Origin of the sequence: Caldimonas tepidiphila, assembly GCF_003569765.1 — a bacterium.
Classification (GTDB): Bacteria; Pseudomonadota; Gammaproteobacteria; order Burkholderiales; family Burkholderiaceae_C; genus Caldimonas; species Caldimonas tepidiphila.
In genome coordinates this window covers 1-12,303 of sequence record NZ_QXMG01000109.1, presented here as the reverse complement: position 1 = coordinate 12,303, position 12,303 = coordinate 1, and the positions used below count along the sequence as shown (strand labels likewise).

Annotated in this window: 8 protein-coding genes and 1 pseudogene; 2 read left to right on the top strand and 7 right to left on the bottom strand. The window is 62.8% G+C overall.

What is annotated here, in order from left to right; genetic code table 11:
• Nucleotides 1-339: 339 nt before the first annotated feature.
• A complete protein-coding gene (locus D3A59_RS24185) occupies nt 340-2,001 on the bottom strand; it encodes a DNA cytosine methyltransferase (protein ID WP_170162391.1) in 1,662 nt (553 codons plus the stop codon).
• A gap of 104 nt (nt 2,002-2,105) precedes the next feature.
• Here D3A59_RS24185 and D3A59_RS24180 point away from each other — a divergent pair, with 104 nt between their 5' ends.
• Nucleotides 2,106-2,525, top strand: coding sequence for a very short patch repair endonuclease (locus tag D3A59_RS24180; protein WP_119157874.1), 420 nt, complete (start codon nt 2,106-2,108; stop codon nt 2,523-2,525).
• Here D3A59_RS24180 and D3A59_RS24175 read toward each other — a convergent pair.
• The 6 genes and pseudogenes from D3A59_RS24175 to D3A59_RS26945 form a co-directional block, all read right to left on the bottom strand.
• The gene (locus D3A59_RS24175; RefSeq protein WP_119157873.1) at nt 2,522-4,351 is read right to left on the bottom strand and encodes an AIPR family protein; all 1,830 of its coding nucleotides are present in this window, start codon (nt 4,349-4,351) and stop codon (nt 2,522-2,524) included. The genes D3A59_RS24180 and D3A59_RS24175 overlap by 4 nt on opposite strands.
• 2 nt (nt 4,352-4,353) lie before the next feature.
• On the bottom strand, nt 4,354-5,364 hold the full coding sequence (locus D3A59_RS24170; protein ID WP_119157872.1) for a PD-(D/E)XK motif protein: 1,011 nt from the start codon (nt 5,362-5,364) through the stop codon (nt 4,354-4,356).
• Complete coding sequence (locus tag D3A59_RS24165; protein WP_119157871.1) at nt 5,354-8,194, bottom strand: Z1 domain-containing protein; 2,841 nt, start codon at nt 8,192-8,194, stop codon at nt 5,354-5,356. Before D3A59_RS24165 ends, D3A59_RS24170 begins: the two co-directional genes overlap by 11 nt.
• A 13-nt stretch (nt 8,195-8,207) precedes the next feature.
• Complete coding sequence (locus tag D3A59_RS24160; protein WP_240636198.1) at nt 8,208-9,695, bottom strand: ATP-binding protein; 1,488 nt, start codon at nt 9,693-9,695, stop codon at nt 8,208-8,210.
• Nucleotides 9,692-11,521 carry a sigma-70 family RNA polymerase sigma factor gene (locus D3A59_RS24155; RefSeq protein WP_240636197.1) on the bottom strand — a complete coding sequence of 610 codons (1,830 nt, stop codon included), beginning with the start codon at nt 11,519-11,521 and terminating at the stop codon, nt 9,692-9,694. Before D3A59_RS24155 ends, D3A59_RS24160 begins: the two co-directional genes overlap by 4 nt.
• 66 nt (nt 11,522-11,587) lie before the next feature.
• Nucleotides 11,588-11,866 (bottom strand): annotated as a pseudogene (locus D3A59_RS26945) (ankyrin repeat domain-containing protein); the annotation flags it as partial.
• Nucleotides 11,867-12,088: 222 nt separating this feature from the next.
• On the opposite strand from D3A59_RS26945, the gene D3A59_RS26940 reads away from it, so the two are divergent.
• The gene (locus D3A59_RS26940; RefSeq protein ID WP_419187278.1) at nt 12,089-12,250 is read left to right on the top strand and encodes an integrase core domain-containing protein; all 162 of its coding nucleotides are present in this window, start codon (nt 12,089-12,091) and stop codon (nt 12,248-12,250) included.
• Nucleotides 12,251-12,303 lie beyond the last annotated feature (53 nt).

The following is a 12,303-nucleotide window of genomic DNA, read 5'->3' as shown; positions in this document are numbered from 1 at the left end:
GGGAGCCGGGTCGATCCAACACAAAAAGCGGAAGACCCAATTTTCGGTCGGCGCCAACACAAGTTGCTGGCATGAAAGCGTTCCTTGGCAGCGGATATGCTCAATGGGTGCAGCGACCTGAAGATGGCAGACTTCGCGGAGTTTGTTTAGCCCGCAACTCCGCGGCTTTCCAATTGCAAAGGGCTTTCCCGGACATGAACACGTCTTCTCGCTGGCTGCCGCCCGGATGGATGGAGTCCCTCGCGGTGCTTGAGGGGCTCGAGTTGGCACTGCTGGTCCCGTCCAAAGACCATCCTTGGGTTTGGGTGGAGTAGCTATAGCTCTGGGCGCTCAGGCTGCTCAGCAGGTGGCGTCAACCAACTGATGGGGACTGCTCGGGAGTGCAGAGGCAAGGCCGGCACGGTGCAGGACATCCCCAACTAGCTCACCGATCTGATAGGCAAGCAGGGGTGGTACTGCGTTACCAACCTGGGTGTACTGTGATGTCCGGTTGCCAAGAAACACGTAGGAATCAGGGAACGTCTGCAGCCGGGCAGCCTCGCGAACCGTCAGGCTGCGGCACTGTGTCGAATCCGGATGTATGAAGGCGTGGCCATCCTTGGCGATATGGCTGGTCACTGTCATGCTGGGCGCACCGGCAAGCTGGACACGGAACCGGTCCTTGAAAATGGCGGCACTGATGTTGTTCGGATCGACGTTCTTGTGTCGGGGCAGCAGGCAGGGCGGAAAGTCGGCAAGCCGGGGGCTGCTGGTTTCTGCGACCTCTCCGAAGCATGCGACGAACAGGTAACGTACAAGATCCTCCGGCATGTGGGATCGGGACTCGTGGTTGGTCAGTAGTGTCAAGGGACGATCCGCGTACCACTCTGGCCGGACCTTCGGTGCCGGAAAGTTCGGCAACGGATGGCGGTCCTTGCCACGTCCGGGATCGTCCTGCTGCTGCATGGCTCTGAGCCGGTTCTCCATGGCAACGGCCACCTTCCGTCCCTGCTCACCTGGGCGGCTTCTCAGTTCCTGGAGAGCCTTCTCCATCAGGGGCAGGGAGAAACTGTCAAGCCAGCTCAAGCCGCGTCCGCGATAGCTGACCTCGGGGCGCAGACGAGGAAGACCGTGGATCACTTGAGCGACGGATGTCACAGGTGCCGGCTGGAGGCGGCCCACCATGTTCTTGGCGTCCTCATACACGTCTCGCCGGACACCACAGATGATCACGCGGTGACGAGCCTGGGGAATGCCGTGCGTCTCGGCTCGCACGATGAAGTCCTCGGCGTCCGGATGCGGCGGGAACCAACCTTCAGCTCCGTTAGGGAGAGCAACCAGTACGTACTCGAGCATTTCCGGGGTGCCACATGCACGGTCTGGGCGCCTGAGATCCTCGGTGATGGTTGCAAAGAGCTGCTTGCCCTCGATGGTCGAAGTCAGGATCCCCTTGACGTTCTCCATGACGAAGACCGCTGGCTTGAACTCGTTGATCACCCGCAGATATTCGAGGTACAGGAAGTGGCGGTGATCCTCCTCTGGGCGATAGCCTTCCTTTCCCCGATTCCGTGCACGCCCGACGAGCGAGTAGGCCTGGCAGGGCGGCCCGCCGATCAGGACGATGTTCCGGGGCAGCTTCCCCTTGACGAGGAAGGGCTGCAGCCGCTGCCTGATGCCCTTGGACACGGTCTCCCGGTTATGGCTTCCCAGTTCGAAGTGCCACGCCTCTTCGGCAGCCATCTCGCAGGCACTGCGGATGCCGGGATCCTTGCAGTTCCGCAGCTTCTCGAACACCTCGCTCCAGTGCTCACGACCCAGAATCTCGTCCCAGGTCTGCCAGCTTTCGGGGGTGTTCGCTCCCTTGAGCAGGGCGCGGTGGGCAGCACGCAGCCGCAGGGTCTCGAATGCCATGGCGTCCTTCTCGATGGAGACAACCACCTTGAAGTCGGCAGAGTTCGAGCGGGACAGACCCTCTCCCAGTCCTCCGGGGCCTGCGAAGAGATCAATGACGGGAACGGACATGTGGGCAGTCGATCCGGTTGCCGGTGCTCCCGGCAAACCGCTTGGAAAAGGGCGCGATCCTACCAGGCAGGGCAGCATCGCGCCAGGAAGTATTGGTGAGCAGGATGGCCGACATCGTCAGCGCAGAGACAAGGTCCCGGATGATGTCCGGCATCAGAGGCACGGACACCCGGCCCGAGATGCTCGTGAGGCGGTACCTGCACGCCGCTGGGCTCCGCTTCCGGCTCCATGACCGGCGCCTGCCGGGGAAGCCCGACCTCGTGTTCCCGGGCTTGAGGACCGTGGTTTTCGTCCACGGCTGCTTCTGGCATCGTCATCCCGGCTGCCGCTTTGCCTCTGTGCCGGCATCGCGCAAGGATTTCTGGACGGGCAAGTTCGAGGCGAACGTGATCCGTGATGCCGCCAAGGCCGCTGCCCTTCAGCAGCAGGGATGGAAGGTTCTGACGATCTGGGAGTGCGAGACCCGTGAGCCTGACAAGCTCGATCAGCTGTTCTGGCGCATCGTGGCCCCCCATGACACCTAGGCTACATCCACCCCGGGTGTTGCCTCCAGCCTCATGGCCTTGAGCTCCGGGATCCCGGTCACCACAGGCGAGTACGTGGCCTTGCGAACAGCCTCCCAGCACTCCTGCTTCTTGGCCCATTCCGACACCATCCTCCCGTTTGCCGATTCATGGAGAACCTTGTTCACCTCGACAGCCCAGATGCCCACCTGCTCCTTGAGCCGCGGGGACAGATCCTGCTGCTGCCAGATACGATCCAAGTTCAGCCGGTCCCCCAGGCGGTGCGCGATCAGTGACACGAGGTAGGCCGCCACGTTCGCTTGGAACGACAGGAACTTCGGCCTGACGATTCCCGAGACCCGCTTGAACAGGATGGTCTTGGCGACCATCCTCTTCCACTGGTTCGCATCCGGCAGTTCGTCGGCAGGGCCGCTGCCATCACCGACCAGCGCATCCATGAAGTCGTTGAAGTTCTTCTGCGACCCCTTGCTGACGATGTGAGGCAGCTGTTCCCAAGCATTCAGGTACTTGGCGAGATCCGTCTTGGTGATCCGGTGCGTGGACGGAATCTCGTCCTTGAGCTTGCGCAACTGCGCCGGTGTCCTGCCCTTGAGAGACAGCAGCGTTGTGTAGCTCCCGGAAGCCCGCTCGTAGAACCAGCGTTTCGTGCCGTCCGGGCAGTAGACCGACTGGGATACTTTCTCCAGTTCGACATGGAAGGGCTGGTTTGCCGAGAGGTCAGAAACCTTCACGGCAGTCTGGCTGTTGGCGTAGCGGGAGATGTCGGACACCAGAGTCTCTTCCGCTGTTCCGTCCTGCGAGCGGAGAACGATGACCTTGGCCGGCACCCGGACCCGGCTCAGGTCGATGTCGGGGTTCCTGCGCTTGGCGAAGTAGATGGATGCAGTCGTCTGGCCCCCGTTGACGATCTGCATGCCCTTGAGCCAAGCGATGCCAGGGGCGCCGTCCACCGAGGGACGCATGCCTGCCTCGTCCGCCACGAGAACGATCCCGTTGTTGTAGGCAAGGAAGCGCTCGGGTTGCCGCTGGAGCGTCTCGCGGATGCCCTTGTTCACCTTGTTCGTGGTGTTCAGGAAGGAGCGGACGTTGGCCTCGAGAAGGCGCGTGCTGAAGCGTTCGTACAGCAGACGCAGTGCTTCCCCGGGAATCGCGGTGAGCGCGTAGTCATACCCCGAGGTCTCGTCCTCCATGTAGACGCAGGGCAGGGGGCTGCCGCAGACATCCTCGAAGTTCACCACCAGTTCGTCGCGCGGTTTGCCCTCGGCGAGATGCCGGTGGAGCCGCTCGATGTCCATCACTTCCAGTCTCACCAGCTTGCCGGAGATTTCCTTGGATGCGAAGTTCTTGGATCTGGCGTGCCTGTCGGTCAGCACAAACACCCTGACCTGGTCCAGCGTGGCATAAGCATCGCGAATGGACAGGATCAGTGCATAGGCTTCGTTCGACGCGTCGATCTGCTTCAGCAGTTTTCCGTCCACACAGGCCGTGAGGAAGTTGAGGCAATGCTTGCCAGCCTGGACCGTGTCGCTGTCCGGCACGGAGGCCAGTTCCTGCTCGCCACTGTAGAGGCTGACGAACAGATCCAGCTGCTCTCCATCCTCCGACAGGGACCAGCCGCTCAGCCGCAGCCTGGAATTCCCTGCCTTCATCGAGACATGGCAGATCTCGGGGTTGTAGGTCATTCCGATGTCGGCCATGTGCTGCATCACGATCTCGGTGAAGACCGATTCCGCGTGAGGGTATCCGGATCCCCCATCGGCGACGCGTTCCTCGATCTCGGCGCGGACACGCCCCTGGATGTCGCGGAGAAACTCGCTGAGTTCCATCTCTAGATTGCTCCCAGTTCTTGAAGTAGTTCGTGAAGCTGCATCTGCTGCGCCTCGGCAAGGTCGAGATCCAGCTCGTAGCTGGCATGTCGCACGGCAACAGGGACGGTCGCCGGAATCAGGCGAGGGAAGTCCGGCCCCACACGGAGCAGTCGGGCGTTCACCGGCAAGAACTGCCTCGTGTAGCCGTCGGAGTGCGCATCGGCATAACCAGCGTGCAGCAGCTTGCTGTCCAGGATGACCCGCGCGAGATACTCGCCCTCCAGCCGCGAACGCAACTCTCCGACCATGCCGGGAAGCGTCAGTCCTCCGGAACCTGTCGAGAAGCGGACTGCCGCAATGCAGAGCGGGTGAACGACCGAGTCGTCGAGCTGCTCAAGGGAGCCGATCCGGGCAGGAAAGCCCTGCACGGCAAGGGTGGCCTTGACCTCTATGGCTCCCGGACCGACCACGAAGTCGTGTGATCCATGCACCGGTCCCTGCCATGCCTTCAGCGTGAACAACGCATCCAGCCCGGCATCAAGCAGTGAGCCGAGGAAGTGCAGTTCGCCCGCCAAGCCGAGTTCCTCCTCGGGGCTGAGGAGACCGTCCGATCCGCGGCGCATGAATTCCTGCCATGCCTTGATGCGCTGGAGGAAGATCGCGAGCATCGCTTCCGCGGAGGAACGCGGCTCACCGCCAAGCGCTTGGAGGACATCGGTCACCATCATCGTGAACAGTTCCAGGCTGCCCTTGTCCTGACGCACGAGCCCGACCCATCGCCGGTCGTCACCGAGCGCTCCGGACGGCAGTCTCAGGACGCGGAAGCCGTGGCCCTGTGGGAGCTGGCTTGCAGGAGGAACCTGCCCGCCGTGGAATCCCACCAGGACGGCCTCCTGGTTGTCTGGGAACTGCCGGCCGGCCATCAGGCTGACAGGGCCGATGCTTCCGATGGCGATGGTTCGCCAGCCTTCGCTTCTGTTTCCGCTCAGGGCACGCCAGGCGCTCCTCATCGCCTGCACGTCAATCGGCATAGTCGAGCTCCCAGCCGACGTTGTTCACCTTGTACTCGACCTTGCGGCCGGAGTTGCTGCCGGGAAAGCTGATGCCGAAGCCGACAACGGGCGGCAGATTCTTGCCATTCGGCACGCCCGACCTCTCGGGATCAAGCAGGTACAGCAGCAGGAGCCCGCGTTGCGGCGAAGGCGGGACACCGGGGGCCCCATGACCTCGTACTCGCCGGAGGGCGACTCCGCTGGGAAAATCCGGCTCCTGACCGGCCTTGTCTGCCCGTCCCGGATCGGCATGCCAGGACTCCCGCGTGAGCGTGAGTGCGGCCTCCCAGGTCTCTCTGTCGACGTCGATTGCCTCGTCAGGTGGGGAAAGCAAACGTCCGATCGAGTAGGCGGATCCTTCGCTTCGTTCGTTCTTGCGCCGCAGCTTCGCCACCCTGAGGCCGCACTTGAGTTGGTGCTCGTACTCTAGGCTTTCCGCGCCGACCAGTGCCACGCTCCACTCGGTCAGCTCACCTTCCGTGGTCATGCCCTGGATGAACTCGGCCAGCATGGCTGCATTTGCCTTGTGTGCCTCGGGATGGGTCCTGTAGCTGCCAAGGAATGCCAGCACGTCGTCCGCCGTCGCGTGACGCCACAGGTAGCGGCCCTTCCAGCGCCCCGGACCGTCCTTGTCCCAAGGGCGAACGGGATCTGTCTCGGGAGAGCCCAGTCCGACCAGCAGGTTGTCCAGCGCATCCAGGTTGGCCTGGAGTGTCGGCCTGTCGTTGAAGAAGGTGATTGTCTCGGAGATATGGCCGCTGAAGGACAGCATCAGGCTCTTGGCTGCCCGCATCTTCACCCTGGAGGTGACCATCAGCCCGGGATGCGCCTTGACCCGCAGTCCGTATTCCCTGGGGGTGGACTTGTTGCGGGCCATGATCTCGAACTCCTCGCGGAGCTCTTCGGATGCATCGGTGATGAGCCCGAACCACCGGTTCAGCTCCTCGGTAGTGTACAGGCGGCAGAGATCGAGGTAGCCGGGACGGTAGCCGAACCATCGACCCATCTGCATCAGGGTGTCGTACATGCGGGATGCCCGCAGGAAGTAGCTGACGCACAGTCCTTCCAGCGTCAGGCCGCGGGCCAGCTTGTCTCCCCCGATCGCGATGACCTTCAGGCCGATCTCGGCATTCTCTGCATAGTCGAGCGCATCCTTTGCCGTGCCGTTGATCATGCGCACGTCGATGCTGCTGAGCACTTCGGGCAGTACCGATGCCACCTCGCTCCAGTCCGGCACCCGGGCGCGGGCGTCATCTCCGAGAGCCTCCTGGATATCGAGCGCGGTCGGACAGGTATCGGCCTCCCACAGGGCTCTCAGTCGTCCAAGATGATCTTCATGGCCTATCCCGCGGTCGAGGCGCTGCCGGATCCTGCCGACGTGTGTCTCGACATGCTGGTGAACAATCTCCTGCACGGCATTGAAGCGCGTCACATGGATCAGCATCGAGCTGTGCTCGCGGCCGTGGCCGCGCAGCTGCCGGACGGCGCAGGCGAGGATGAAGGCGTCGATGGCCTCGACCAGGGAGGCCGGCATGTTGGCCTCTCCCTCGCATTGCGGGCGATGGGTGCTCTTGTGGCCGGCGGGCATCCAGCCGTGCTTCCCGTCGGCACTGACGTGGTCCTCCACCTCGCGGATCAGGGGCAGACTTCCTTCCCGCCCGGAGGGCCCCGGCTTCCCGAAGACCCGCGCCGGCCCGACATAGTTCGACGGAGCGCCCAGGTTCGTGATGAAGGCCGAAGGGAATAGATCCGGTCCTTCCTCGGCTGTCTCGCCCCGCTCGTGGATGAAGATGTTGGCGAACGGAGTCGCGGTATAGCCGACGTAAGCGGAGCGGGAGAAGCTGTGCAGGATCTTCCTGATCCTGCTGTTGATTGCGGTCGGCTGGTGTTCCTCGTCCGGCTTGCCGTTCTCGTCGAACCATTGCTCTCCCGTGTCCACGGAGGCATGGTCCGATTCGTCGTCGATCAGAAGCAGAGGGAGGTGCGTGACGATCTTCCGCCGGCCGTCCTGTGCATCGGCAACATGGTTGCGGATCCACTGATAGAGCCGTTCGAGCACGGTCTTGTTCTTCTTGACCACGAACAGCCACGGCCGCTGTTCGGGGCTGATGCCGAGGGTCCTCGCGGTTGTCGCATTGAAGTCCCCCTTCTCGGTCCGGTTGGTGGCGAAGTTGGGCCGGATCGCCGCGTCACCGTCGATCTCGCCGACTCCCGTGATCTTCAGGTCATGGACTAGCGGACGGGTCTCGTAGCCGAGGAAGCCTTCGTCGAGCCGGATCTGCGTCTGGGCGCGGAGGTTGTTGTGCAGTCCGGCAAGCACGATGATGATCTTGTAGCCCGCATCCGCTGCTTTGCCGATCAGCGCCGTGTAGTTGCTGGTCTTGCCGGACTGGACATGCCCGACCACCAGACCTCGCCGGCCCCAGGGACCTTTCCGTTGGGGGTCCTCAAGCATTCCCAGGATGTTGTCCGTGGTCCGGTCAAGCGCATCGACCGCATTCAGCGACATCCGGCGCTCCAGCCATTCGCGGTAGCGCTGCCAGTACCTCCAGTTTCTCTTGCGGGCGGGGTCCAGCCAAGCCTCGTGATCGGTGCTGTCGGTCAGGGTGGTGTCCTGCCCGATCCACTGGCTGTTCCGCCGGATCAGTTCGTCCGTCACGGCTTGCCGGTCCAGGCCGTCGGCCCAACGGCGGTTGATCTGAAGCACCCTGTCGATCAGGGTCTCGATCAGGGCGGGGGTGACTTGCGCCTTGTCCTCCTCGTCCTGCAGGAGCTCTTGCGCGAACTTCACGACCTTGTCGTAGCTCATCTTCGTCTTGTTCTCAGGGATGATCAGGCAGCGCGTCGATCAGCTGCGGGAAATTGTTGAAGGGTTCCGTCTGGCGCAGGCGCTGTCTGGCAAGGGCAGGATCAACCCCTTTCCTGATCACCAGGTTCCGGTACATCACGCGGAGCAGATCAGTCACCTCGGCGCTCGGGGTCTCTGCAAATCCGGTTCTTGGCGTCTCCCTGGACTCCGCTGTGTCGAGCCAGATCCGCTGCACAGGGATCGTTTCCTCGACGACCCGGAGCATGGCGCGGATCTCCGGTGCAAGCGTTCCGGCCTGCTCCAGTACCGCGCTCACAGCCGGATGAGTCGTGTCTATCCTGTACCGCATCCCGCCCTTGAAGTGCTCCGCTTTCCAGGCCTGCGTGACCGGCTGTTCTCCTGGCCGGACCTGCACCTGCCCGCGGTGCGCGAAGACCCTGCGGGCCCGCTCCCGCGTGTCCTCCGCCAGCAGCGTGAGATGGTCGCGCAGTGTCACGGGAGGCCTTGCCGTGGACTTCCGGATGTCGATCTTCCAGTCCGAGTCGGCAGCGTTGGTGATGTCCAGCCTGATGCGGGCCAGCCGGTGAGCCTCCTCCTTCGTCCAGGCGCGCCCGCGTCCCAGCCCCAGCCATCCGCCAGCCAGAAGCATCCGGTTGTTGCGGTAGACATAGAAGCCCTGCTGCGAGGTCCACCCTTCGGGCCCGGCGGCGCTGTCATGCAGGGCTGGGGTCAGCCGGTCCTTGTGAGGCAGCACATGGCACTGGACCGTGACAGCGCCGTTCGGGGGAGGCAGTCTCGTCTCGGGGGATGACCAGGTCGCAGGATGATTAACCAGGAAAGGATCCCATCCCTGCACTCCCCGGCCGTTGACGCTCAGCCTCAATCGCGGCGCGGGTCCCTCGAGAAACCGGTGGAAGACCATCGCCAGATGCCTCTCGATCTGGTCGATGAGGTCGAGGAAGTCCTGTTCCCGGAATCCGGCGCCGACGATGCGGTCCATGCATTCCCAGAGGACGAGGGTTCCCTGCTCGATATCCGCTAGCGCCGCCAGACGATCCTCGGAGCCGGTATGAGGCCCTTCGAGTAGGTACCAGCCGTCGTCGCTGGCGCCGGCAAGCACATCGAGATCCCACCGCATGCAGCTGGCGCGTCTCTTCCTGCGGGTGGACACGGTCAGGCGGCGCGCCTGGGAGAACGAGGCTGTCTTGAGCCCGAGGCCGAATCTTCCGAGGTCGCTGGCCGCTCTTGTCTCGAGCGGACTGCGTTCCCCCAGCCTCATGGCCTTGACGAGATCCTCCCTGCTCATTCCACAGCCGTCATCGAGGATGCTGATCCAGGAGTCGGGGCCTGCCCAGCAGAACCGGAGATCGACCTGCCGGGCACCGGCGGCGATGCTGTTGTCGATGATGTCCGCCAAGGCTGTCGCAGGCGTGTAGCCCAGTCCGCGCAGCGCCTCGACCATGGCGCCGGCTCTCGGTGGGATGTGCAGCTTGCCGTTCATGTTCCGGGCTCCTCCGCTTCTTCTGGTTCATCTGCCGAACCTGGAGGGAGGCCGGAGATGCCGGGAAGAACTGGTCTTCCCGAATCTGTCTTCCTGTCGCCGGGCTTTGGCTTGATTTCAGATGCAAAGACTTCGGCCGTTCTCTTCTTCAGGTCACCCAGCGCCCTGGATTCCAGCTGGCGTATCCGCTCCCGGGTAACAGACATGGCCTGCCCGACTTCCTCGAGCGTGTGTTCGTGCTCTGTCCCGATGCCGAATCGCATCCGCAGGATCAGTGCAGCCTTCTTCGGTTTCAGTCCGTCGAGTGCTTCGTCGATCCTGCGGCCCAGAACCTGTCTGGCAATGACAGCCTCCGGCAGCTCAGCCTCATCCACCCGGTCGACCCGCCACAGTTCATCCAGGATCGATGGATCGTCAAGACTGACCGGTTCACCGGGAATCCGAAGGATCTTGATGACTTCCTTCTCGTCCACGCCCATTGCACTTGCGATTTCTCGCGCACCGGCTCGTCCTCCGGATGTGCGTTCAACGAGATCCACAGCCTGTTCGAAGGGCCGTAGCTTCTCGTGCAGGTGAACCGGCAGCCGGATCAGGCGCGACGAATCTGCAGTGCTGCGAGAGACGGCCTGACGGATCCACCAGACCGCATACGTCGAGAACCTGAATCCCCGCTCCGGGTCGTACTTGTCCACGGCCCGCATCAGGCCGATGTTGCCTTCCTGGATCAGGTCCAGGAGCGGCACTCCGGAGAAGACGTATTTCTTGGCGATCGAGACGACCAGCTTCAGGTTCTTCTCGATGAGTTCGTTGCGGGCGTCAGCTGCCTTGGCAAGCGCGGCCGCCATTTCGGGGAGAGAGGCTTCGGAAACGTCGGTTTTTCGGAGTTCCTGCAGGTATCCGGAAAGCTGGGGCAGGGAGAAGGGCATCGTCCGCAGCATGCGGGTCAGACCATTCGCCGCCGCTGTATCTGCGAGCCCAGGTTCTTTGAACTCTCTCAGCGCTTCACGGATGCGCGGCCAGTTGAAGTCCGACTGATGCTCGACAGGCGGCGCATCGGACTCCGGATCGGCATCCCGATCCGCCAGGACAGGGGCGAGGACTGTACTGTCGCTGTCCGAGGTTGCAAGGTCGGCAAACTGCTGACTGAGCCAGCCTTGCGACATCTCCACCAGAAGCGATGCAGAAGTGCCGTGTCTGCAGGCAAGTCCGACGAAGTCCTGAAGCGCTGTCCGCAAGGCACGACCAAGACTGATCTCCTCGGCGTGAGTGAGCAGGACGCTTTGCCTCTGGAGTTCGCGGAAGTACGCCCGGTATGGGTCGGCGTGCTGGCGTTCAAGACTTTCCAGCGCCTCGAACACCTCGTCTTCCGTTTCCTCGTCGATCCCTGCGCAGGTGGAATCGGTCGGCGGCAGCTCCCACGCATCCTCGTCGACACAGACGCCCAGATCCCCGAGCGCATCCAGCATTCCCCTCAGCAATGCTTCCTGCTGATCTTCATGCTGCTGGTTCAGCCACTCTTCCAGGTCCGCCGCTACGTCGGAGGGGCGGACGCTGCCAGCGGTAGCGATCCTGCCGAGCATTTCCCTGAGCCGGCTTCGGAAAGCTTCGTCGAGACTGCTCTGTCGCCGCCGACCGGTGACAACCGGCAATGTCACATCGTCGACAAGCCATTCCTCCCAATCATCGACAGGGCGGTGTGCGCTGATTGCCTGTTGCACCGCTGCGGCAGCAACCGCGCATCCTGTGTCATGTCTCTCGAGAAGAGGCTCTGCCTCGCATTCCCATTCACCGAAGAGATCGGTGTCATCCTCCTCTGCTAGCTCCAAGGAGAGGGGGTCCTTGGTGTCTGGAGAGACAGGATCGGGAGGGGCAACTTGTGTTTCCGGGGGACATAGGAAGGCGGCAAGTTCTGCATGACCGGCCTCCTCGGCAATGTCCGAGGCAGACTGGCCTCTGCTATTGGTTGCCGAACAGTCGGCTCCATGCCGGACCAGCAGTTCGCAGCAATCCCTGCTGCCCCGCACAGCCGCAAGCATCAGGGGAGTGTTGCCCAACTCGTCACGAGCCGTCAGGTCGACGCCTCTGCTGATGCATGCGTCCAAGGCTTCACGGGAGCCGGTCCTGAGGGCAAGCCTGAGGAGGGGAGGGATGGGCGTTCTGGAGAATTTCACCTGCTTCTTGCATCATTTCGGATGCCTCTATGCTTGCTCTCAGGGGAGCACCTCATGCGATCGTCAGCGACTATAGTCGGGAGTGCATCGTCATCATTGTGGATCATGGAATGAGCGACGAGTACGTCAAGCAGGTGCGCGGACCGCGTAGGTCAGTTCAGGGGATATCCGAGGGCGCTGCGCTCGGACCAAGGGCCGGAGGTCACCTCGCAGGTCCTGCTCGTGTGGCTGTATTCGCGAGGAGTTCAGCCCCTGCTCAACAATCCAGGCCGCCCTACCCAGAGCGCCTGCGTCGAGAGCTTCAACGGCAAGTTCCGGGACGAATGTTTCAACGAGCAGTGGTTCGAGTCACTGGGCCCAGCGCGACTACAACGAGGCACCTGATTCGTCACGAAGCTCAGCTTGGCTCATCCTGTGAGACTGTCGACCATTACGCT

Coding starts and splice junctions, on each gene's coding strand:
- D3A59_RS24175 (WP_119157873.1), bottom strand. CDS start 4,351: ATGGAACTCAGCGAGTTTCTCCGCGACATCCAGGGGCGTGTCCGCGCC.
- D3A59_RS24185 (WP_170162391.1), bottom strand. CDS start 2,001: ATGTCCGTTCCCGTCATTGATCTCTTCGCAGGCCCCGGAGGACTGGGA.
- D3A59_RS24160 (WP_240636198.1), bottom strand. CDS start 9,695: ATGAACGGCAAGCTGCACATCCCACCGAGAGCCGGCGCCATGGTCGAG.
- D3A59_RS24180 (WP_119157874.1), top strand. CDS start 2,106: ATGGCCGACATCGTCAGCGCAGAGACAAGGTCCCGGATGATGTCCGGC.
- D3A59_RS24170 (WP_119157872.1), bottom strand. CDS start 5,364: ATGCCGATTGACGTGCAGGCGATGAGGAGCGCCTGGCGTGCCCTGAGC.
- D3A59_RS24165 (WP_119157871.1), bottom strand. CDS start 8,194: ATGAGCTACGACAAGGTCGTGAAGTTCGCGCAAGAGCTCCTGCAGGAC.